21 protein-coding genes are annotated in these 20987 nt (G+C 72.5%); 13 read left to right on the top strand and 8 right to left on the bottom strand.

What is annotated here, in order from left to right:
- Window positions 1–73: 73 nt before the first annotated feature.
- The 4 genes from ACH34T_RS16590 to ACH34T_RS16605 all read right to left on the bottom strand — a co-directional run bounded on the left by ACH34T_RS16590 (window position 74) and on the right by ACH34T_RS16605 (window position 5852).
- A complete protein-coding gene (locus tag ACH34T_RS16590; RefSeq protein ID WP_395993014.1) occupies window positions 74–961 on the bottom strand; it encodes a TIGR01777 family oxidoreductase in 888 nt (295 codons plus the stop codon).
- Window positions 962–1135: 174 nt separating this feature from the next.
- On the bottom strand, window positions 1136–2671 hold the full coding sequence (gene sucB / locus ACH34T_RS16595; protein WP_395993015.1) for a 2-oxoglutarate dehydrogenase, E2 component, dihydrolipoamide succinyltransferase: 1536 nt from the start codon (window positions 2669–2671) through the stop codon (window positions 1136–1138).
- A gap of 36 nt (window positions 2672–2707) precedes the next feature.
- Entirely contained in the window at window positions 2708–4099 is a 1392-nt protein-coding gene (gene lpdA / locus ACH34T_RS16600) for a dihydrolipoyl dehydrogenase (protein WP_395993016.1), read from the bottom strand.
- Window positions 4100–4313: 214 nt separating this feature from the next.
- Complete coding sequence (locus tag ACH34T_RS16605) at window positions 4314–5852, bottom strand: leucyl aminopeptidase (RefSeq protein WP_395993017.1); 1539 nt, start codon at window positions 5850–5852, stop codon at window positions 4314–4316.
- Window positions 5853–6031: 179 nt separating this feature from the next.
- Between ACH34T_RS16605 and ACH34T_RS16610 the strand changes: the two genes are divergently transcribed.
- From ACH34T_RS16610 to ACH34T_RS16635, 6 genes are all read left to right on the top strand, one after another.
- Complete coding sequence (locus ACH34T_RS16610; protein ID WP_395993018.1) at window positions 6032–6799, top strand: GntR family transcriptional regulator; 768 nt, start codon at window positions 6032–6034, stop codon at window positions 6797–6799.
- 92 nt (window positions 6800–6891) lie between these two features.
- Window positions 6892–7119 carry a ferredoxin family protein gene (locus tag ACH34T_RS16615; protein WP_131763497.1) on the top strand — a complete coding sequence of 76 codons (228 nt, stop codon included), beginning with the start codon at window positions 6892–6894 and terminating at the stop codon, window positions 7117–7119.
- A gap of 11 nt (window positions 7120–7130) precedes the next feature.
- A complete protein-coding gene (locus ACH34T_RS16620; protein ID WP_395993019.1) occupies window positions 7131–8543 on the top strand; it encodes an ABC transporter substrate-binding protein in 1413 nt (470 codons plus the stop codon).
- Window positions 8540–9325, top strand: coding sequence for an ABC transporter permease (locus ACH34T_RS16625; protein WP_395993020.1), 786 nt, complete (start codon window positions 8540–8542; stop codon window positions 9323–9325). Before ACH34T_RS16620 ends, ACH34T_RS16625 begins: the two co-directional genes overlap by 4 nt.
- Window positions 9322–10113 (top strand): ABC transporter ATP-binding protein, encoded by a 792-nt coding sequence (locus ACH34T_RS16630; protein ID WP_395993021.1) that lies wholly within the window; start codon window positions 9322–9324, stop codon window positions 10111–10113. The genes ACH34T_RS16625 and ACH34T_RS16630 overlap by 4 nt, the downstream gene beginning before the upstream one ends.
- Window positions 10113–12809: a fumarate reductase/succinate dehydrogenase flavoprotein subunit gene (locus ACH34T_RS16635; protein WP_395993022.1), complete on the top strand. Its 2697-nt coding sequence runs from the start codon at window positions 10113–10115 to the stop codon at window positions 12807–12809. The genes ACH34T_RS16630 and ACH34T_RS16635 overlap by 1 nt, the downstream gene beginning before the upstream one ends.
- Here the strand turns inward: ACH34T_RS16635 and ACH34T_RS16640 are convergent.
- On the bottom strand, window positions 12793–13551 hold the full coding sequence (locus ACH34T_RS16640) for an adenosylcobinamide-GDP ribazoletransferase (RefSeq protein ID WP_395993023.1): 759 nt from the start codon (window positions 13549–13551) through the stop codon (window positions 12793–12795). The genes ACH34T_RS16635 and ACH34T_RS16640 overlap by 17 nt on opposite strands.
- Entirely contained in the window at window positions 13548–14492 is a 945-nt protein-coding gene (locus ACH34T_RS16645; protein ID WP_395993024.1) for a bifunctional adenosylcobinamide kinase/adenosylcobinamide-phosphate guanylyltransferase, read from the bottom strand. Before ACH34T_RS16645 ends, ACH34T_RS16640 begins: the two co-directional genes overlap by 4 nt.
- 64 nt (window positions 14493–14556) lie before the next feature.
- Here ACH34T_RS16645 and ACH34T_RS16650 point away from each other — a divergent pair, with 64 nt between their 5' ends.
- Window positions 14557–15483: a DsbA family protein gene (locus ACH34T_RS16650; protein ID WP_395993025.1), complete on the top strand. Its 927-nt coding sequence runs from the start codon at window positions 14557–14559 to the stop codon at window positions 15481–15483.
- Between the two features lie 122 nt (window positions 15484–15605).
- Window positions 15606–15803: a hypothetical protein gene (locus tag ACH34T_RS16655; RefSeq protein WP_395993026.1), complete on the top strand. Its 198-nt coding sequence runs from the start codon at window positions 15606–15608 to the stop codon at window positions 15801–15803.
- A 75-nt stretch (window positions 15804–15878) separates the two neighbouring features.
- On the opposite strand, the gene ACH34T_RS16660 is transcribed toward ACH34T_RS16655, so the two are convergent.
- Both ACH34T_RS16660 and ACH34T_RS16665 read right to left on the bottom strand, forming a co-directional pair.
- Entirely contained in the window at window positions 15879–16880 is a 1002-nt protein-coding gene (locus ACH34T_RS16660) for an aldo/keto reductase family protein (RefSeq protein WP_395993027.1), read from the bottom strand.
- A gap of 87 nt (window positions 16881–16967) precedes the next feature.
- Entirely contained in the window at window positions 16968–17543 is a 576-nt protein-coding gene (locus ACH34T_RS16665) for a DUF3043 domain-containing protein (RefSeq protein ID WP_395993028.1), read from the bottom strand.
- 132 nt (window positions 17544–17675) lie between these two features.
- Here ACH34T_RS16665 and ACH34T_RS16670 point away from each other — a divergent pair, with 132 nt between their 5' ends.
- The 5 genes from ACH34T_RS16670 to ACH34T_RS16690 form a co-directional block, all read left to right on the top strand.
- On the top strand, window positions 17676–18482 hold the full coding sequence (locus ACH34T_RS16670) for a PspA/IM30 family protein (RefSeq protein WP_395993029.1): 807 nt from the start codon (window positions 17676–17678) through the stop codon (window positions 18480–18482).
- On the top strand, window positions 18479–18757 hold the full coding sequence (locus tag ACH34T_RS16675) for a hypothetical protein (protein ID WP_328351666.1): 279 nt from the start codon (window positions 18479–18481) through the stop codon (window positions 18755–18757). Before ACH34T_RS16670 ends, ACH34T_RS16675 begins: the two co-directional genes overlap by 4 nt.
- A 103-nt stretch (window positions 18758–18860) precedes the next feature.
- Window positions 18861–19778 (top strand): zinc metalloprotease HtpX, encoded by a 918-nt coding sequence (gene htpX / locus ACH34T_RS16680; protein ID WP_395993030.1) that lies wholly within the window; start codon window positions 18861–18863, stop codon window positions 19776–19778.
- A 3-nt stretch (window positions 19779–19781) separates the two neighbouring features.
- The gene (locus tag ACH34T_RS16685; protein ID WP_395993031.1) at window positions 19782–20351 is read left to right on the top strand and encodes a hypothetical protein; all 570 of its coding nucleotides are present in this window, start codon (window positions 19782–19784) and stop codon (window positions 20349–20351) included.
- A gap of 68 nt (window positions 20352–20419) precedes the next feature.
- A partial coding sequence (locus tag ACH34T_RS16690; RefSeq protein ID WP_395993032.1) for a M48 family metalloprotease occupies window positions 20420–20987 on the top strand: 568 nt, incomplete at its 3' end.

The raw sequence follows: 20987 nt of genomic DNA on the forward strand, positions 1-20987 counted from the left end.
GTGTCACCGTATGGCCACCGAACGGGAGCGGCCGGGACTTTGACGGTTCTTGGGGCTCAGATGGTTCTTGGACTCACAGGACGTCGCGGAGGGCCGCGGCGACGTCCTCGTGCGCGAACCGGAACCCGGCCTCCCGCAGCCGCCGCGGCAGGACCCGCTGGCTGATCAGCGGCCCCTCGTCGGCGAAGCCGAGCAGCGCCGCCCGCAGCGCGAACTTCGGCACGGTCAGCCGCGTCGGGCGGTGCAGGGCGCGTCCGAGCGCCCGCGTGTAGGCGTCGTTGGTCACCGGGTTCGGCGCGGTCAGGTTGACCGGTCCGGCGATCTCGTGGTCGATGAGGAAGCGCAGCGCGGCGACCTGGTCGCGGAGGGAGATCCAGCTCGTCCACTGGGCGCCGTCGCCGAGCTTGCCGCCAAGGCCGAGCCTGAACAGGGGGAGCGTCCTGCCGAGCAGCCCGCCCTCGCGGGTCAGGACCAGGCCCGTGCGCGGGTGGACGACGCGGACGCCCGCCTCCCTGGCGGGCGCGGCGGCGGCCTCCCAGTCACGGACGAGCGCGGCCAGGAACCCGCGCCCGGCGGGGCTCTTCTCGTCGACCTCGCGGCCGCCGGTGTCGCCGTAGTACCCGATCGCGGACCCGCAGACCAGCACGGGCGGCCTGCTGCCGGCGGCGGCGATGGCCTCGGCGATCGTCCGGGTGCCGGCGAGCCGGCTGTCCCTGATCTTCCGCTTGTACGCCTTCGTCCACGGCCGGTCGCCGATCCCGGCGCCGGCCAGGTGCACGACCGCGTCCGCGCCGTCCAGCGACGCCGCCTCGACGCAGCCGTCCGCGGGGGACCAGCGCGCCTCGTCGGGTCTGGACGGTTCCCTCCTGATCAGCCTGATGACCTCGTGGCCGTCCCCCCGAAGCGACCGCACCAGCGCCGAGCCGATCAGGCCCGACGAGCCCGTGATGGTGACCCTCATGGCACCACCCTAGGCGGAGCCCGCCACCGATCGCTGAGATTCTCAGCCCCAGTCCCGCGTTCTCCGGTCAGCCCCCCTCGTATTCAGGCCAGTTGTCGCTGCCCGGCCCGGAAAACGGGAACCCCGCCGCGGCGTGGCCTGCGGCGGGGTTCCGGGGTCGTCCGGGGGGACGGGTCAGAGGCCGAGCTCGGACTCGAAGTTGCCCTCCTCCAGGCGGTGCTTGATCGTGGCGAGGAAGCGGGCGGCGTCCGCGCCGTCGATCAGGCGGTGGTCGTAGGTCAGCGCCAGGTACACCATCGACCGCACCGCGATGACCTCGCCGAGGTCCGGGTCGTCGATGACGGCGGGACGCTTCACGACCGCGCCGGTGCCGAGCATGCCGACCTGCGGCTGGTTGAGGATCGGGGTGTCGAACAGCGCGCCGCGGCTGCCGGTGTTGGTCAGCGTGAAGGTGCCGCCGGCCAGCTCGTCCGGGCTCACCTTGTTGGTGCGGGTGCGCTCGGCGATGTCGGCGATCCGCTGCGCGAGGCCGCCCAGGTTGAGCTGGCCCGCGTTGTGCACCACCGGGACCATCAGGCCGCGTTCGGGGACGTCCACGGCGATGGAGAGGTTCTCCACCTCGTGGTAGGTGACCTCGTTGGTCTCGCCGTTGATGACGGCGTTCAGCTTCGGGTGCGCCTTGAGCGCCTCGACCGTCGCCAGCGCGAAGAACGGCAGGAACGACAGCTTGACGCCCTCGCGGGACTGGAAGTCGGCCTTCGCCTGCTCCCGCAGCCGCGCGATCTTGGTGATGTCCACCTCGACCACGGTGGTGAGCTGCGCGGACACCTGCAGCGACTCCACCATGCGGCGGGCGATCGTCTGCCGCATCCGGGACATCTTCTCGGTCCGGCCGCGCAGCGCGAGCTGCTCGGCGGGGGCTCCGGCGGGGGCCGGGGCGGCGTGCCGTCCGGACGGCGCCTGCGGCGCGGCGGCCGGAGCCGGGGCGGCGGGCGCGGCCGGGGCGGGCGGCGCGGCCTGCTGCTGCGCGGCCTGCTGGGCGGCGCGCGCGGCCTCCAGGACGTCCTGCTTGCGGATGCGCCCGCCGACGCCGGTGCCCTTGACCGTGGACAGGTCCACGTTGTGCTCGGCGGCGAGCTTGCGCACCAGCGGCGTGACGTACGGGCCCTCGCCGGACGGCGCCTCGGGCTGCGCGGGCGCCGGCTGCTGGGCCGCGGGGGCCGGCTCGGGCGCGGACGGACGCGGCGCCTGCTGCGGGGCGGGGGCCGGGGACGGCGGCGCGGGCGGCTGCTCCTGGGCGGGCGGCGGCCACGCGGCGGGCGGCGGCGGGGACTGCTGCGCCTGCGGGGCCTGCTGCTGTGCCTGCTGCGGGGCCTCGGCCTGCGGAGCCGGTGCCTGTGCGGCGGGGGCCTCGGACGCGGGCGCCTCCTGCGCGTCCGCGGCGGGGGCGCCGCCGCTCGACGGCGCCTCGCCCTCGTCGCCGATGACGGCCAGCTCCGCGCCGACCTCGACGGTCTCGTCCTCGGCGACGGTGATGCTGGTCAGGATGCCCGAGGCGGGGGAGGGGATCTCCGTGTCGACCTTGTCGGTCGACACCTCCAGGAGCGGCTCGTCGGTCTCGACGCGCTCGCCCTCCTTCTTGAGCCAGCGGGTGACGGTGCCCTCGGTGACGCTCTCGCCGAGCTGGGGCATGGTGACGGAGACCGGCATGTCTCAGCTGCTCCTTCGGAATACTCGTTGCGGCGTTCAGCCGTGTACGTGCAATGGTTTGCCGGCGAGGGCGAGATGCGCCTCGCCGACCGCCTCGGACTGGGTCGGGTGCGGATGGATCAGCTGGGCCACCTCGCCCGGGAGGGCCTCCCAGTTGTAGATGAGCTGCCCCTCCGCGATGAGCTCGCCCACGCGCGCCCCGACCATGTGCAGGCCGAGGACGGGACCGTCCACGGCCGCGATCACCTTGACCTCGCCCTGCGTCCCCAGGATCTTGCTCTTGGGGTTGCCGGCCAGGTCGTAGGTGACCTCCTTGATCTCGTACCCGCGCTCTCGGGCCACGGCGGACGTGATGCCGACCGAGGCCACCTCCGGGTCGGAGTAGGTGATGCGGGGGACACCGTCGTAGTCGATCGAGGCCGGGTCGAGCCCGGCGACCCGTTCGGCGACGAGGATCCCCTCGGCGAAGCCGACATGGGCGAGCTGCGGCGTCGGGATCAGGTCGCCGACCGCGGAGATGGTGGGGACGCTCGTCCGGCAGTACTCGTCGACCTTGACGAAGCCGCGCTCGGTCTCGACGCCGGCCTCGGCCAGGCCGATGCCGTCGGAGACCGGGCCGCGCCCGACCGCGACCAGCAGCAGCTCCGCGTCGATGGTCTTGCCGCCTTCGAGGGTGACGGAGATGCCGCCCTGCGTCGGCTTGGCGCTCTCGAAGCGGGTGCCGAGCTCGAACTTGATGCCGCGCTTGCGGAACGCGCGCTCCAGCCGCTTGGAGCTGGACTCCTCCTCCAGCGGCAGCAGGTGCGGGAGGGCCTCGACGATCGTGACGTCCGCGCCGAACGAGCGCCAGACGCTGGCGAACTCGACGCCGATCACGCCGCCGCCGAGGATGACGACGGAGCCGGGGACGCGGTCGAGCCGCAGCGCGTGGTCGCTGGAGATGACGCGCTCGCCGTCGATGCCGAGGCCCGGCAGCGACTTCGGCTCGGAGCCGGTGCCGAGGACGATGTGCCGCCCCTCGATGATGCGGGAGCCGTCCGCGCCCGCGACCTCGATCGTGGTCGGGCCGGTGAGCCGTCCGCTGCCGTGCACGATCTCGATGCCCTTGGCCTTGATCAGCCCGGTGAGGCCCTTCACGGTCGTCGAGACGACCTTGTCCTTGTAGGCGTTCACGCCCTCGACGTCGATGCCCTCGAACGTCGCCTTCACGCCGAACTTGGCGGCTTCGCGGGACTGGTCCGCCACCTCGGCCGCGTGCAGCAGCGCCTTGGTGGGGATGCAGCCGCGGTTGAGGCACGTCCCGCCGAGGGACTCGTCGCGCTCGATCAGCGCGACGGACTTGCCGAGCTCGGCGGCGCGCAGCGCGCACGCGTAACCGCCGCTGCCGGCACCTAGGACGACGATGTCGAAGGGGCCGTTGTCAGCCACTGGACGCTCCCTTTCCCCGGGGTCGTGGCGCCGCGTGGGCCGGGCGCCACTGTAGGTGGTGGTCGTTGTCCGGGGCGGGGCGCGCCGGTCGCGGGCGCCCGCCGCCACAAGAAATCTATTCTGTTCTCCACGCGGGCCGGCGGGCGGGTCCCCTGGAGAATTCCTGGTTCCTGGTTCCTGGTCCTGCGTTCCCGGTTCCCGCGTCCCCGGGACCCTACAGAACTCCGGCGGCGAGGTCCTCGGCTATCTGGACCAGGGTGCGGGCGGCGGCGCCGGTGCCGCCCTTCGGGGTGTAGCCGTACGGCTCGCCCTTGTTGAAGGACGGTCCCGCGATGTCGAGGTGGGCCCATTTGACGCCGTCCGGCACGAACTCCTTGAGGAACGTCCCGGCGACGAGCATGCCGCCCCACCGGTCGCCGCTGATGTTGGCGATGTCGGCGACCGCCGAGTCGAGGCCCTTGCGCAGCTCCGCCGGGAGCGGCATGCCCCACGACGCCTCCCCGGCGCGGCCGGCGGCGTCGACGACCTTCTGCCGGACGTCGTCGTCGTTGGACATGACGCCGGTCGTGCGGGTGCCGAGCGCGACGAGCTGCGCGCCGGTCAGGGTCGCGACGTCCACGAGGAGGTCGGGGGAGTCCTCGCCGGCGCGGACGATGGCGTCGGCCATGACGAGGCGTCCCTCGGCGTCGGTGTTGAGGACCTCGACGGTCTTGCCGCCGTAGATGCGCAGCACGTCGGACGGGCGCTGCGCGGTGCCGCTCGGCATGTTCTCGGCGATGGCCAGGTAGCCGACCACGTTGACCGCGGGCTTGAGCGCGGCGATGGCGGCGAGCGCGCCGAGCACGGCGGCGGCGCCGCCCATGTCGGACTTCATCCAGTCCATGGCCTCGGACGGCTTGAGGGACAGGCCGCCGGAGTCGAACGTGATGCCCTTGCCGACCAGGACGAGCGTCTTGGACGCCTCCGGGTGGGCGTAGCCGAGCCGGACGAGCCGCGGCGGGTTGACCGAGCCCTGCCCGACGCCCGCGATGCCGCCGTAGCCGCCCTCGACGAGCGCCTTCTCGTCCAGCACCTCGATGGCGAGGCCCGCCTCGCCCGCGACGCGCTCGGCCTCGCCCGCGAGGTCTTCGGGGCACAGGTGGGACGGCGGGGTGTTGACCAGGTCGCGGACGAGCGTGACGGACGCGGCGAGGGTCCGGGCCCGCTCGACGGCCGCCTCCTCGGACGCGGAGGCCGGGGCCAGCAGGCGGATCTCCTCGACCGGGCTCTTGTGCTCGCCGCCCGTGCGGTAGGAGTCGAACGAGTAGGCGCCGAGCAGCGCGCCGAGCGCCACGGCCTCGACGTCCCCGGCGGACGCGGTGGGGAGCGCGACGGCGACCTTCGCGTGTCCGGCGAGGGAGCGGACGGCGGCGCCCGCGGCGCGGCGGACGTCCTCGGCGGACGGCGTCTCGCCCAGGCCGGCGGCGACGATCAGCTTCGCGGTGACGGCGCCGAGCGCGGGCAGCTTGGTGACCTCTCCGGCCTTGCCGGTGGCGCCGAGCGCGGCGAGGGCCTCGGCGAGTCTTCCGTCCAGCGCGCGGTCGAGGTCCTCGGAGCCGGCGGCCGGGGTGACTCCCGCCCCGGCCGGTGCGACGCCGATCACGATCGCGTCGACGTCGATGTCTGCCAGGGCTGTGCCGTCAAGGCTGATGCTCGTCACGTAGCACGATGTTAGTCCCACCGGTGACCGGTTTCGCCCTTTTGGATCAAGCATTGCCGGTCCTGGGCGGCGGTACCGGCAAGGCCTGACGAACGTCCGGACCGCGCCCGCGGGGTGGCGGAACGGCGCCCGGCGGAGGTCGCGGCGCAGGTGGCGCGGGGTGCGGCGGACGTTCCAGGTGGCGGAGCGCCGCCTCTATTCACCTATTCCGATTGATTTAGTAGGTTATGTGCGTGACCAGGAACGACACCACCGCCGAGGCGCTGACGCTGGCGGACGCCCGGCGGCTGCGCGCCGACCGCGCCCGGCAGGTCGCGGACGTGCTGCGCCGCCAGGTGCTGTACGGCGAGTTCCGCAGCGGCGCGCTGCCCGCCGAGGGCCAGCTCGTCCGGGAGTTCGGCACGTCCCGCAACACCGTCCGGGAGGCGCTGGACCTGCTCCGCGCCGAGGGCCTCATCGAGCGGTGTCCCGGCGTCGGCACCCACGCCGTCGCCGAGAAGTACCCGCACGGTCTCGAACGGCTCCTCGGGCTCGCCGAGACGCTGCGCGAGCACGGCGAGGTCGCCAACGAGGTCCGCACGACCGGGCTGATCACGCCGTCCCGCGAGATCTCGGCGCGGCTGCGGCGGCCGCCGGGGGAGCCCGTCGTCTACATCGAGCGGATCCGGCGGCTGAACGGGCTGCCGCTCTCCCTCGACCTCACCTACATCGCCCGCGACCTGGGGGAGCCGCTGCTCGCCGAGGACCTCGCCCGCAACGACATCTTCGTCCTGCTCGAACGGATCGCCGGTCAGCCGCTCGGCCTCGCCGAGGTCACCCTCGAAGCCGTCAACGCCGACCCGCACTCGGCCGCGACCCTGGACGCCCCGCGCGACGCCGCCCTGCTGATGCTCGAACGCCTCACCCACCTCGCCGACGGCCGTCCGGTCGACCTGGAGTTCATCCGGTTCCGCGGCGACCGCATCGCGATGAGCGGCACCCTGCACCGCACCCACCCCTGACAGCCCGCTCGTTCTTGCCCTATCCCCGCGCCCTTGCCCTATTCCGCGCCTGCTCGCCCTATTGCCGCGCCCCGTCCCTGACAGGAGAACCCATGTCCCTTGTGGAGAACCGCGCCGACGTCCCAGTGACGGTGGACGAGGCCCTCTGCATCGACGGCTGCACGCTGTGCATCGACGTCTGCCCGCTGGACGCGCTCGCCGTCCACCCCGAGACCGGCAAGGCGTACATGCACGTCGACGAGTGCTGGTACTGCGGCCCCTGCGCGGACCGCTGTCCCACCGGAGCCGTGACCGTGAACATGCCGTACCTCCTGCGCTGAAGGACGTCCCCATGAGAAGAGTTCTCGCTTTCGGTCTCGTACCGCTGCTCGCCGGATGCACCGTCGCGGGCAACGCCTCCGCGGGCGGCGGCTCTGGCCAGATCGTCGTCGGCTACCAGTCGAAGACCATCAACACCGTCACCGCCGGAACGCTCCTGCGCTCGCTCGGCTTCTTCGAGAAGCGCCTGAAGGAACTGGACGGCAAGCACTCCGTCGTCTGGCGCGACTACGACACGGGCGCGCCGATCACCGCGCAGATGCTCGCCGGGAAGATCGACATCGGCTCGATGGGCGACTACCCGCTGCTGATCAACGGCTCGCGCGCGCAGGCGCAGGGCGGCGACGCCGAGACGCAGTGGGTGTCGGTGACCGGCTACAACCTGCGCGGATCGCTGAACAGCGTCGTCGTCGCGCCCGGCTCGAAGGCGAAGACGCTCCGCGACCTGAAGGGCGAGACCGTGTCGACGAGCGTCGGGTCCGCAGGGCACGGGACGTTCGTGCAGGCGGCGCGCAGGTACGGGCTCGACCCGGCGAAGGACGTGAAGGTCGAGAACCAGCAGCCGACGGTCGGCGCGTCCGCGCTCCAGTCGGGCGCCGCCGCGGGCTTCGCGCAGTTCGTCGCCTGGCCCGGCCTGCTGGTGAACAAGGGCCAGGCCAAGCTGCTCTACGACGGCGGTGCCCTGAATGTGCCGACGTTCCACGGCGTGGTGGTCCGCAAGGAGTACGCCGAAGAGAAGACCGAGATCCTTCGGGCGTTCCTTCGCGCGCAGATCGACGCGACCAACTACCTGCACGCGCACCCTCTGGAGTCAGCGGAATCGGTCGCGGCGACGACGGGCCTGCCAGTCGAGACCGTGTACCTCTACAACGGCGCGGGCGGCGTCGCCACGTTCGACCCGACCATCAAGAAGGAACTGCGGGACGCGTTCGTCCAGGACGTGCCGTTCCTCAAGTCGATCGGTGTCATCCAGACGCCGCTGAAGGTGGACCCGTTCGTCAACGACGCCTACATAAGGAAAGCGGTCGGAGCGTCCTACGGGCAGCAGGCCGCCTCCACGGCGAACCCTGCGGCCATCACCGGGACCGACGCCGTCTGCAACAAGAAGGTGGACGATCCCAAGACCGCGGGCGAAGTGTGGGTCAAGGGCGAGTCCAAGACGCGGCCGGTCGCTGACCCAGTGTGCCTGCTGAAGAACGTCCGGGCGCTTCAGGGCGAGGGCAAGCAAGTCAGGGCCGCGTACATCCCGGACACCGCAGCAGGGACCCGCTGGTTCGCTGACAAGGACATCTGGGTCGAGGACCCGTCCGCGACGGCCGCGCAGCGGTTCAAGCCGTTCGCGACGCCGGAGGGCGCGCAGAAGTACGTGTCCGCCCACTCGGCCGCGAAGGTCGTCCCGTACGGCGAGGCGGTGCGGCGCGCATGACGCGTACCTATGGTCTCTACCGCTGGCCCGTCAGGGTGGCGTCGCTGCTGGCGGCCGTGGCGGTCTGGCATCTGGTGACGGCCGCGGACCTGCGACTGTGGGTCCGGTTCGACCGGTTCCCCGGCCCGCTGGAGGTCGTCCGCGAGTTCGGGCGCCAGGTCGATCAGGGGCAGTACTGGCAGGACGTCGCGCAGAGCCTCGTCCGGATCCTCACCGGATTCGTGCTCGCCGCGGTCCTCGGGATCGCGCTCGGCGTCGCCACCGCCCGCTCCCGCTGGGCCGGGGACCTGCTGCAGCCGCTGTTCGAGGTGGCCCGCCCGATCCCCGCCATCGCGCTGGTGCCGGTCGCGATCCTGCTGTTCCCGGCGAACGAGCAGGGCATCGTGTTCATCACGTTCGCGGCGGCGTTCTTCCCCGTCCTGGTCAGCACCCGGCACGCGGTGAAAGCGCTCCCCGTCGTCTGGGAGGACGCGGTGCGCACGCTGGGCGGCGGACGGTGGCGGGTGTTGATCCGCGTCGTCCTGCCAGGGGTGCTGCCCGGCGTGTTCGGCGGGCTGTCCATCGGCATGGGCGTGGCGTGGATCTGCGTCATCTCCGCCGAGATGATCTCCGGCGACTTCGGCGTCGGCTACCGGACCTGGCAGGCGTACACGATCGTCGACTACCCCGGCGTGCTCGTCGGGATGGCCACCATCGGGCTGCTCGGCTGGCTCACCTCCGCGTCGGTGGAGCTGGCCGGACGCCGCCTCACCCGGTGGCTGCCGAGGGAGGAGAGGTCATGAGCGGCGAAGCGCGCCGGGAGGCGTGGGTGGCCGACCGCGCACAGGGCGCAGGGGCGGGGCTGTCCCTGCGGGCCGAGCGGGTGACGCTCGGGTACGGCGGACGGGCGGTCGTCCGCGGCCTCGACCTGGACGTGGCGGCGGGCGAGATCCTCGTCGTCCTCGGGCCGTCCGGGTGCGGGAAGTCCACGCTGCTGCGCGCGTTCGCCGGGCTGCTCCCGGCCGTGTCGGGGCGCCTCCTCGCGGACGGCGAGCCGGTCACCGGTGCGTCCGCCGACCGGGCGCTGATGTTCCAGGACGACGCGCTCCTGCCGTGGCGGACCGCCCGCCGCAACGTCGAGCTGGCCCTGGCGCTGCGCGGCGTCCCGCGCGGGGAGCGCCGCGCGGCGGCGGGACGCTGGCTCGGCCGGGTCGGGCTAAGCGACGACGCCGGACGGCTGCCGCGCGAGCTGTCCGGCGGGATGCGACAGCGCGTCCAGCTCGCCCGGACGCTCGCCGCCGGGCCCCGCGCGATCCTCATGGACGAGCCGTTCGGCGCCCTGGACGCGCAGACGCGCGCGTCCATGCAGCGCCTCCTTCTGGACGTGCTCGCTGATGCCCCCGCGACGGTCGTCTTCGTCACCCACGACGTGGACGAGGCGCTCCTGCTCGGCCACCGCGTCGTCGTCCTCGGCCCGGACGGTGTCGCCGCCGAGTTCGCCGTGCCCGCGTCCCGCGACGAGGTGCTCGCGGCCCTCGGCGCCGGAGAACCCGCCCTCGGCGCCGCAGAACAGTTGAAGGAGACGGTCTGATGGAGATTCCGTCCGCGGCGGACCGGCGTGAGCTGAGCTGCGACGTCCTGGTGATCGGGGGCGGCACCGCCGGGACGATGGCCGCCATCACCGCCGCCGAGCACGGCGCGTCCGTGCTGCTGCTGGAGAAGGCGCACGTCCGGCATTCGGGCGCGCTCGCCATGGGCATGGACGGCGTCAACAACGCGGTCATCCCCGGCAAGGCCACGCCCGAGGACTACGTCGCCGAGATAACCCGCGCCAACGACGGCATCGTCGACCAGCGGACCGTCCACCAGACGGCCACCCGCGGCTTCGCCATGGTGAAGAGGCTCGAACGGTACGGCGTGAAGTTCGAGAAGGACGAGCACGGCGAATACGCGGTCCGCAGGGTGCATCGTTCAGGTTCGTACGTCCTGCCCATGCCGGAGGGCAAGGACGTCAAGAAGGTGCTGTACCGGGTGCTGAGGAAGCGTTCCATCCGGGACAAGGTGCAGATAGAGAACCGTGTCATGCCTGTGCGCGTCCTGACGTCGGACGGACGCGCGGTAGGCGCCGTGGGTTTCGACACCCGCAGCGGTGAGTTCGTCACCGTCTCGGCCGGTGCCGTGATCCTGGCGACGGGCGCGAGCGGCCGTCTCGGGCTGCCCGCGTCCGGCTACCTGTACGGGACGTACGAGAACCCCACCAACGCGGGCGACGGCCACGCCATGGCCTACCACGCGGGCGCCGAGCTCAGCGGCATCGAATGCTTCCAGATCAACCCGCTCATCAAGGACTACAACGGCCCCGCGTGCGCCTACGTCGCCAACCCGTTCGGCGGCTACCAGGTCAACGCCGCCGGGACGCGGTTCGTCGACTGCGACTACTGGTCGGGCCAGATGATGGCGGAGGTCAAACGGGAGATCGACTCCGCGCGCGGCCCCATCTACCTGAAGCTCACCCACCTGCCGGACGAGACCCTGACGGCGCTCGAAGGCATCCTGCACACCACCGAGCGCCCGACGCGCGGCACCTTCCACGCCGGACGCGGCCACGACTACCGCGCCCACGACGTGGAGATGCACATCTCCGAGATCGGGCTGTGCGGCGGGCACTCCGCGTCCGGCGTCTGGGTGGACGAGAACGCCCGCACGACCGTGCCCGGCCTGTACGCGGCGGGCGACCTCGCCTGCGTCCCGCACAACTACATGATCGGCGCGTTCGTGTTCGGGGACCTGGCGGGCGCGCACGCGTCCGCCCACCCCGGCCCCGGCCCCGGCGCCGCGCTGCCGGAGGACCAGATCCGGGCGGCGCACGAGCTGATCTACCGCCCGCTGCGCAACCCGGACGGGCCGCCGCAGCAGCAGGTCGAGTACAAGCTTCGCCGGTTCGTCAACGACTACGTCGCGCCGCCCAAGACGCGGGCGAAGCTCGACATCGCCGTCGAGACGTTCACCCGGATGGAGGCGGAGATCGCGGGCATGGGCGCGCGGACCCCGCACGAGCTGATGCGCTGCGCCGAGGTCACGTTCATCCGCGACTGCGCGGAGATGGCCGCGCGCTCGTCGCTGACCCGCACCGAGAGCCGCTGGGGCCTCTACCACGACCGCGCCGACCTGCCCGAACGCGACGACGCGTCATGGATGTACCACCTCAACCTGCGGCGCCGGGACGACGGCGCGATGGAGTTCGTGAAGCGGCCGGTCGCGCCGTACCTGGTGCCGGTCGAGGAGTTCACCGTCCCGGAGCCCGGCGCCGAGCCGGTCGTGCTGACCCCGGCGCCCGCCGCGTCGTTCGCCGCGCCCGCGGCCCCGGCTCAGGCGGCGCGTCCGGCCATGGCGATCGGGCGGTCGCCGCGGCTCCTCGAACTTCAGGAGCTCGCCGAGACCGGGCCGGGCGTCGGCGCCATCGCCCCGTACCTCGACGACCCCGACCCGAAGGTGCGGCGCGCGGCCGTCGCGACGCTCACCGAGGTCGCGCCGGACGGCGTCGCCGGAGCCCTCGCGGCCGCGCTCGGCGACCCGCACGGCTCCGTCCGCCGCGCCGCCGCGACCGCCCTCCGCGAACTGGTCGAGGTGCTGCCCGCGACGCCCGATGTGCGGGACGCTCTCACGCCGTCCCTCGGCAGCGAGGACGCGATCGTCCGCGCCGCCGTCCTGGATGTGCTGCGTGCCCTCCGGCTGGGCTCCCCGGCCGCGTTCGGGGACGCGCTCCGCGACGCCGACCACCGCGTCCGGCTCCAGGCCGTCCGGGGGCTGGTGGCCCACGACGCCGCGGACGAGGTCGCGCGCGCGGCGGCCGACGCGTCCCGCGAGGTCAGGGTGGCGGTGGCGCACGGCCTCGGCACGATCGGCGACCCGGCGGCGTCCGGCGCGCTCGGCCGCCTCGTCGGGGACGGCGACGACCTGGTCAGGGCGGCGGCCTTCGAGGCACTGGCGGGCATCGGCTGCAGGCATCCGCTGGACCTCGCCGCCGTGGACGCGCTGCACGACGCCGCCTGGCAGGTCCGGACGGGCGCCGCGCGGGGCCTCGCCGCCGCGTCCGCGGACGTCGCGGCCGACCCGCTCGTCAAGGCCCTGGACGACCCGCACCTGGACGTCCGCAAGGCCGCGGTGATCTCGCTGGCCGCCTTCGTGGACGTCGCGGCCGTGCAGGACGCCCTCAGCAGGGCGCAGGACGACCCGGACGCCGACGTCCGCGCCTACGCCCGCCGCGCCCTCAGCGAAGCGCCGTGAGGGCGATCAGCGCGGCCGTCGTGGCGGTCTCGACGAGCGCGCCGAGGACGTCGCCCGTCACGCCGCCCAGCCGACGTACCGCGTGACGGAGCAGCACAAGCGCGACGCCCAGCCCGACGATCACGGCCGCTACGGAATGCAGGGCGCCACTGAGCCCACCGGCGGCCGTCCCGGCGACCGCAGCCGCGACCAGGACGACGACCGTGACGACGACCGCCGCCCGGGACGGGACGGAGCCCGCCACCAGCGCGCCGAGCCCGTCCGGGCGGGCGGAGGGCACGCCGCTGCGACAGGCCCACGGCAGGGCGAGACGGCCCGCGACGGCGGCGATGAGCACCGCGACGGCCGGGTCCGGGGCCGCGGCCAGGGCGGAGACCTGGATCAGCAGCGCCAGCAGGAGGGCGACGACGCCGAACGGCCCGATGTCCGACCGCTTCATGATCGCTAGTGCCTCGGCGGGCGGGCGTCCGCTGCCGAGGCCGTCCGCGAGATCCGCGAGGCCGTCCAGGTGCAGCGCCCGGGTGACCGCCGCCATGGCGGCCACCGCGAGCGCCGCGGCGAGCAGGCCGTCCAGGTCGAGCAGATCGCCCGCCAGCAGGACGACCGCCGCCGCGCCCCCCACGATCAGCCCGACGGACGGCGCCAGCAGCATCGCCGCCCGCGCCGTGCCCCGGTCGGCCCGCTCCGACCCCACCGGGACGACGGTGAGCAGCGTGACCGCCAGCCGCAACCCCGCGATCATCCGAGCTCCAGGACGCGGCCCGCGACGACCAGCGCCGCCTCTTCCGACTCGGCCGCGAGCCGCTGGTTGAGCCCGCCCAGCACATCGCTGAACACCCGCCCTGACGTCGTCGTCGGCAGGAGCGCCAGACCGACCTCGTCGCTCACCGCGACCACCCGCGCCTCTGTACGGCGCCATGCCGAGACCAGATCGTCCAGGCGCGGCTGTGCGAGCGACGGGTCCTCCCATGCGGCGGCTTCGTCCATGACCGCGGCCAGCCACGTGCCGACGCCGTCCACAAGAACGGCTCCCGTCTCGTCCTTCAGAACACTCACAAGATCGGTCGTCTCGACGGTGCGCCACCATGCCGGACGGCGAAGCCGATGGGCGGTGACGCGCTCCGTCCATCCCGGATCGTCGTCATTCACCGGGCCGGTCGCGACATAGAGCACCTCCGGGCAGGCGGCCAGGCGGAGTTCTGCCTCAGCCGACTTGCCCGAACGCGCCCCGCCGAGGAGCAGCGTCCGATGCGGGCCATGATGCGGCCGGTTCCAGAACGCCATGCGGCGCTCAAGTTCGACCGGTGACGGCACACGGTGGTCGACGTGAATCGCCACGACCTCCGTGGTGGCCGCCACAGCCCCGACGTGCCGCAGATAGCCCAGATGCTCTGGGGAACCGGCCAAATCCAGTAGGACGGCGTCGTACTCCACCCCGCTCACAGGCTCCGGCCTCGTCCCCGGACCCGCCGCGACCAGCGCTCGTCCTCCGCGAGGGCCGTGAAGCTCGAAACCGCCGGGGACGTCCGTCCGGGCACAGTCCTCCATCGCGACACCGTCGACGACGACGCTCACCGGTCCGTGCCGGACCCCGGCGGCCCGCAACCGGCTGCAGGACGCGCACCGGCATCCGGGCGCGGGCCACCCGCCCGGAGCGGCGATGCCGCGAAGCTCGACGTTCATCTCGTCCGGAACTCTACGGTTACGCTCACCTGGAAGGATCACCACGTCCCGTCAGGAGGTCCAGGTGGGCTACCCCCCGAACGCGCCGTGGCCGGGCCAGCCAGGCCAGCCGGGCCCGCCGGGCCAGGGCGCGCAGCCGCCGCACGCTGTGCAGCCGCCCTACGGCCCGCCTCCCGTCCCGCCGAGCGGCCCGCCGCCCGGGGGCCCCGGCTGGCAGCCAGGCCCACCCGGCCCGCTCGGACCGCCACCGCCCGGACGCAAGAGCGGCGGCGGCCTCGCGGTCGTCCTGATCGGCGGCGGTCTCGTCCTGGTCCTGGCGGTGGTCGCGGTCGTCCTCCTGATCCTCCAGCGCGACGACGGCGGGAGCGGCGGTGGCGGTGGCGGTGGCGGCGACGTCCAGCTGAAGGCCGGGCAGATCGCCGGGGGCGCGGAGGCCACGCCGCTCGCCGACGGCAGCCTGGCCATGGCCCGTCCCGGCGTCACGACCCCCGTCGTCGACGTCTACGAGGACTTCGCCTGCCCGCACTGCGGCACGTTCGACCGCATGCACGACCCGATGCTCAAGCAGCTGGCCGTCTCAGGACGCGCCAAGGTCGTCTTCCACCCGATGGTCATCTTCAGCGAGAGCAACCAGCCGGCGCACGGCAACGCGGTCCGGGCGGCGGCTGCGCTGCGCTGCGTCGGCGACGGCGCGCGCTGGCTGTCCTACCAGGACGCCCTCTACTCCCACCAGCCCGCGAGCCTCTCCACCCAGGGCTACGCGACGGCGGACCTGATCTCCTACGCCGGGCCGCTCGGGCTCACCGGCGACGGGTTCACGTCCTGCGTCGAGAACCAGCGTTACGCCGAGAGCGTGAAGACCGTCAGCCGGGGCTACATTTCGTCCGGGGTCCAGAGCACGCCCAGCGTGCGCGTGAACGGCCGTGCGATCAACAACTCGGACACCGGGAGCGCGGACGCGCTGCGCCGCGCCATCGAGACCGCGTCCTGAGCGGAGCAAGACCGCGTCCTGAGCCGAGCGAGGCCGCGTCTCGACGGGCACGTGGCCGCGTTCCTGCGGGGAACCCCGCGGCGGAGGGGCTAGTCTCACCGCGACGAGGGAGGTCGAGCGCGATGGCGTGGAGCTGGCGGCTGGAGAAGGCCGACGGGCGCATGGTCGGCATGTCGGAGGAGACCTTCTCCACCCAGGCGGACGCGGAGAGCTGGCTGGGCGAGAACTGGCGCGGGCTGCGCTCCGACGCCGTCGACACCGTGGCCCTGCTGGACGGCGAGTCGGTCATCTACGAGATGAGCCTGCTCGAACCCGAGTGACATGACGGACGCGGAAGGCCGCGGAGCCGGCGCTCCGCGGCCTTCCGTCGCCGACGGCCAGGGCGTCGCCGGGAGTCAGGGGCGCCGGGGCGGGCTTCCGGTCCTGGCGGGGTCGCGGATGGCGACCGGGTCGAGGACGTCGTCGACCCGCTTCAGCACGTCGGCGTCCAGCTTGACACCGGCCGCCTTCACGTTGTCCGCGACCTGCTCAGGACGGGACGCCCCCACGATCGCCGCCGCCACGTTCGGGTTCTGCAGCGTCCAGGCGATCGCGAGCTGCGCCATCGACAGCCCGAGATCGTCCGCGATCGGCTTCAGCTCCTGCACGCGGGCCAGGTGGTCGTCGCTCATGTAGCGCCTGATCATGTCGGCGCCGCCCTTGTCGTCGGTGGCGCGCGACCCGGCCGGCAGCGGCTGCCCCGGCTTGTACTTTCCGGTCAGGACGCCCTGCCCGATCGGCGACCAGACGATCTGTCCGACGCCCTCGCGCTCGCACAGCGGGACGATCTCCCCCTCGATGACCCGCCACAGCATGGAGTACTGCGGCTGGTTGGAGACGATCCGGTCGAAGCCCATCTCATCGGCGATCTTGAGGGCGCGCTCGATCTCCTCCGCCCGCCACTCCGACACGCCGACGTACAGGACCTTGCCCCGCCGCACCAGGTCGTCGAAGGCCCGCAGCGTCTCCTCCAGCGGCGTCTCGTGGTCGAACCGGTGGGCCTGGTACAGGTCCACGTAGTCGGTCTCCAGGCGGCGCAGGGAGGCGTCGATCGACTCGATGATGTGCTTGCGGGACAGGCCCCGGTCGTTCATTCCGGGCCCGGTGGGCCAGAAGACCTTGGTGAAGATCTCCAGCCCCTCGCGGCGCTGCCCCCTGAGCGCCCGTCCGAGGACCTCCTCGGCGCGGGTGCCCGCGTAGACGTCCGCGGTGTCGAAGGTGGTGATCCCCTCGTCGAGGGCGGCGCGCACGCAGGCGCGGGCCGCGTCCTCCTCGACCTGGGAGCCGTGGGTGAGCCAGTTGCCGTACGCGATCTCGCTGACCTTCAGACCGCTCCGGCCCAGGTTTCGGAACTCCATGGTCCCGACCCTAGTCCGCCGCGATCCGGGAATCTCAAATCGGACGGCCGCTCACGAACGGCCTCTCACGAGGCGCCGCGCGCGGGCTCAGATCTTCTGCTTCTCGCCGACCCGGACCTGCGGGTTGGGGACGCGGAGCCGGCGGATCTGCATGGCGCGCATCGCCGCGTACAGCCCGACGCCCTTCACGTCCTCGTCCGGGTACCGCTCGGCGGCGAGCCGCTTGATGCCGCGGCTCAGCATGAGGCCCTCGGCGAACACGACGACGAGCAGCAGCGGCGGCGCGAACAACACCAGCAGCCTGGCCACCGGGATCGGCAGCATGCTCAGCAGCACGATCGCGAACATGGCGTACATCAGGTACGAGCCGACCGTGCGCCGCGAGTCGACGTAATTGCGGGCGAGTTTGCGCACGGGGCCCTTGTCCCGCTTGAGCAGGTGCTTCTCGTCCCCCTTGGCCATGCCCTTGCGCGCCTTGGCGCGATCGTCGGCCTGCCGCTCCCTGACCTTGCGGTACGCCTCCTTGCGGGAGCCGGGCGCGGTGATCGGCTGCCGGTTGCGCTTCTCGGCTTCCTTGCGCTTGGGCGTGGGACGGCCTTTGCCTCCCGGCTTTACTACCTCAGGAGGATTCGCCGGGGCCTCCGGGGTACGACGCTTGAACACGGGATCAGACTACCGGCTGCGAACATCGTGGCTGCCTCGCGCGTTAACGCGTAGGGTGATAAGAACCCCAGCAGTGGTCATTGAGCCCAGTTCACGACTGAGGCGACAGCACGAAGGGACCGGCGCCGCGCGATGAGCGTGATGAAGCGAATGTCGATGATCTTCAAGTCCAAGGCGAACAGGGCCCTGGACCGCATGGAAGATCCTCGGGAGACCCTCGATTACTCCTACCAGCGCCAGTTGGAGATGCTGCAGAAGGTCCGTCGGGGGGTCGCCGACGTCGCCACCTCGCGCAAGCGTCTGGAACTGCAGATCAACCAGCTCGAGCAGCAGCAGACCAAGCTGACCGACCAGGGCAAGAAGGCGCTGCAGGTCGGCCGGGAAGACCTCGCCCGCGAGGCGCTGACGCGCCGGGCCGGCCTGGAGAGCCAGCTGAACGACCTGCGCGGCCAATACCAGCAGCTGCAGGGCGAGGAGGAGAAGCTGACGCTCGCCTCCCAGCGGCTGCAGGCCAAGGTCGACTCCTTCCGCACCCGCAAGGAGACGATCAAGGCGACCTACACCGCCGCCGAGGCGCAGACGAAGATCAACGAGGCGTTCTCCGGCATCTCCGAGGAGATGGGCGACGTCGGCCTCGCGATCCAGCGCGCCGAGGAGAAGACCGACACGATGAAGGCCCGCGCCGGCGCGATCGACGAGCTGCTGGCGTCCGGCGCCCTTGAGGACTTCTCCGGCCCGAAGGACGACATCCAGGCCGAGCTCGACCGGATGGGCTCGGGCCCCGGCGTCGACCTCGAACTGGAGCAGCTGAAGGCCGAGCTCGGCCAGGCCCCCGCGCCCAAGGAACTGAACCAGGGCGGCACGCCGACCACGCAGCCGCAGCAGCAGGACACCCCCCAGCAGGCGAATTGGCAGCAGAAACCCGGGGGTGCCCAGTGATCGTCCGCCTGATGGGCGAAGGCCAGCTCGACGTGGCCGCGGAAGACCTGTCCGCTCTCAACACGCTCGACGACGAGCTGGAGTCGGCGATCGAGTCGGGCGACGAGACGAGTTTCCGCGCCGCGCTGCACGCGCTGCTGGAGAACGTCCGCAAGGTGGGCAAGCCGCTTCCGGCGGACAGCCTGGCGCCGTCCGAGCTGATCCTCCCGCCGGCGGACGCCCACATCGACGAGGTGCGCTCGATGCTGGGGGACGAAGGCCTGATCCCCGACTGACCCGGCGCCCCCCGGCCCGGTCGAATTGGACAGCCAGGCACAAAATTAAGGTCTCGTGCGTTGTACGGATGAACACCGCATCGGGGAAGCAGGGGGTGGCCGCATGGCCAGGACGCGATACGCCTCCGACCGGGGGCTGACTTCGCGGATGCTCGTGACGATGTTCCTGCTGGGGCTGGTCTACGTCGTCGCCGTGGGGGCGTTCTTCGTGTTCGTACCCCAGTGGGCGTTCATCGCGCTGGCCGTGGCGGCGGTGTTCCTGCTCGCCCAGTACTTCTTCTCCGACAAGATGACGCTGTTCGCCATGCACGGGCGGATCGTCACCCCGGAGGAGGCGCCGGAGCTGCACGGCGTCGTCGACCGCATCTGCGCGATGTCGGACGCCCCGAAGCCGAAGGTCGCCATCGCCGACACCGACGTTCCGAACGCGTTCGCCACCGGACGGAACCAGAAGAAGGCCGTCGTCTGCGTCACCACCGGGCTGCTGCGCCGGCTCGACCCGGTGGAGCTGGAGGGCGTCCTCGCGCACGAGATGGCGCACGTCGCGCACAAGGACGTCGCGGTCATGACGATCGCGTCGTTCCTCGGCATCTGCGCGGGCCTGATCACCCGGGTCGGCCTGCAGATCGGCCTGTTCGGCGGGTTCGGCCGCCGCAGCAACGACCAGAACACCGGGCTGATCCTCCTGGCCGTGGTCGCGGCGAGCGCGCTCGCCTACATGGTCAGCTTCATGCTCACCCGGGCGCTGTCGCGCTACCGGGAGCTGTCCGCCGACCGCGCCGCCGCGCTGCTCACCGGCCGCCCGTCGGCCCTGGCCAGCGCGCTGACGAAGGTCAACGGCGAGATCGCGCGGATCCCGACGAACGACCTGCGGTCCGCGCAGGCGTTCAACGCGTTCTTCTTCACCCCGGCGCTCGGCAAGGGCTTCAGCGTCTCGTCGCTGTTCTCCACCCACCCGACGCTCGACAAGCGCCTCGCCCAGCTGTCGAAGATCTCCGACCAGCTGAGCAGGGGAGCCTGACCCGTGGGCTTCCTGGACACGCTCCTCGGCCGCTCCAAGCCCGCCAAGCCCGACCTCGACCGGCTGTTCGCGCTGTCGACGGCCGCCGTCACGCTGGAGGCGGCGTCGGGGTTCGTCCCGACCGGGCTCGGCTCGGTGTGCTTCCGCGCGGCGGAGGGCGGCGCGTTCGCGCGGCTGCAGCGCGACGTCCAGGAGCTGCTGGACGCCGACGAGGGCCCCAAGGTCGAGCTCAGCACCGACACCTACGGGTACACGTGGCTGCTCGCGTCGCATCGTCCGGACGAGCTGCCCGACCTCGTCACCGACCTGCACGCCGTGAACGCGACGCTGGAGGCCGGCGGGTTCGGCCCGCACCTGCTCTGCTCGCTCGCCGGCTTCCGCGGCCCGGACGGGCAGCGCCTCGCGCTCGTCTACCGCTACAAGAGCGGCACGTTCTACCCTTTCGCCCCGCTCCCCGGAGACAAGCGCGACAACGCGCTCGAACTCCAGGTCCGCGGCGCGGTGGGCGCCGACCTCCCCTTCGAGGACGACCTCGCCCGCTGGTTCCCCGTCTGGGGCGCCCCCGGCCTGTGACCGGCCCGTGACCAGGCTGTGCGTCATCGGACGCTGAACCCCGTCCATGATCGGCGTAATGTCAGGACATGGCGCCCTCCCGCGACGCACTCGACACCGACACCGGGTTGACCTGGCGGATGTTCGCCACGGCGGTCCTGGTCGCGCTCGTGTACGCGGCGGCCGTGCTGCCCGTGTTCCTCGCCGGTCCGGTGTGGGGCGCGGCGGCCGCGGCCGTCGCGGTCGCCGTCGCGGTGCTCTCCGCGCGCGCCGCCGACCGGCTGGCCCTCTACGCGATGGACGCCCGCCTGGTCGGCCCCGGCGAGGACCCCGAACTCCACGCGATCATGGATCGGCTGTGCATGTCGTCCGGGCTGCCGAAGCCGCGCCTCGCGGTGTCCGCGCTGGACATGCCGAACGCGTTCGCCGCCGGGTCAGGGCCGGGCTCGGCGGTCGTGTGCGTCACCGACGGGCTGCGCGCCCGCCTCGAACCGGCCGAGCTCGCCGCCGTCCTGGCCCACGAGACCGCGCACGTCGCCAACCGGGACGTGCTCGTCACCGCGATCGCGTCGTTCCCCGGCCTGTGCGCCGGGCTGTTCCTCGGCTGGTGGACGGGCCTGATCACCGGCCGCGGCAGGTACGGCGCCGGACGCGGGG

This window comes from Actinomadura sp. 9N215 (assembly GCF_044326345.1).
Lineage (GTDB): Bacteria > Actinomycetota > Actinomycetes > Streptosporangiales > Streptosporangiaceae > Spirillospora.

Bases quoted from the DNA above. Each gene is read 5' to 3' on its own strand.
- ACH34T_RS16590 (WP_395993014.1), bottom strand. From the start codon at position 961: ATGAGGGTCACCATCACGGGCTCGTCGGGCCTGATCGGCTCGGCGCTG.
- sucB (WP_395993015.1), bottom strand. From the start codon at position 2,671: ATGCCGGTCTCCGTCACCATGCCCCAGCTCGGCGAGAGCGTCACCGAG.
- ACH34T_RS16605 (WP_395993017.1), bottom strand. From the start codon at position 5,852: ATGCTTGATCCAAAAGGGCGAAACCGGTCACCGGTGGGACTAACATCG.
- ACH34T_RS16615 (WP_131763497.1), top strand. From the start codon at position 6,892: ATGTCCCTTGTGGAGAACCGCGCCGACGTCCCAGTGACGGTGGACGAG.
- ACH34T_RS16620 (WP_395993019.1), top strand. From the start codon at position 7,131: ATGAGAAGAGTTCTCGCTTTCGGTCTCGTACCGCTGCTCGCCGGATGC.
- ACH34T_RS16625 (WP_395993020.1), top strand. From the start codon at position 8,540: ATGACGCGTACCTATGGTCTCTACCGCTGGCCCGTCAGGGTGGCGTCG.
- ACH34T_RS16630 (WP_395993021.1), top strand. From the start codon at position 9,322: ATGAGCGGCGAAGCGCGCCGGGAGGCGTGGGTGGCCGACCGCGCACAG.
- ACH34T_RS16635 (WP_395993022.1), top strand. From the start codon at position 10,113: ATGGAGATTCCGTCCGCGGCGGACCGGCGTGAGCTGAGCTGCGACGTC.
- ACH34T_RS16640 (WP_395993023.1), bottom strand. From the start codon at position 13,551: ATGATCGCGGGGTTGCGGCTGGCGGTCACGCTGCTCACCGTCGTCCCG.
- ACH34T_RS16645 (WP_395993024.1), bottom strand. From the start codon at position 14,492: ATGAACGTCGAGCTTCGCGGCATCGCCGCTCCGGGCGGGTGGCCCGCG.
- ACH34T_RS16655 (WP_395993026.1), top strand. From the start codon at position 15,606: ATGGCGTGGAGCTGGCGGCTGGAGAAGGCCGACGGGCGCATGGTCGGC.
- ACH34T_RS16660 (WP_395993027.1), bottom strand. From the start codon at position 16,880: ATGGAGTTCCGAAACCTGGGCCGGAGCGGTCTGAAGGTCAGCGAGATC.
- ACH34T_RS16670 (WP_395993029.1), top strand. From the start codon at position 17,676: ATGAGCGTGATGAAGCGAATGTCGATGATCTTCAAGTCCAAGGCGAAC.
- htpX (WP_395993030.1), top strand. From the start codon at position 18,861: ATGGCCAGGACGCGATACGCCTCCGACCGGGGGCTGACTTCGCGGATG.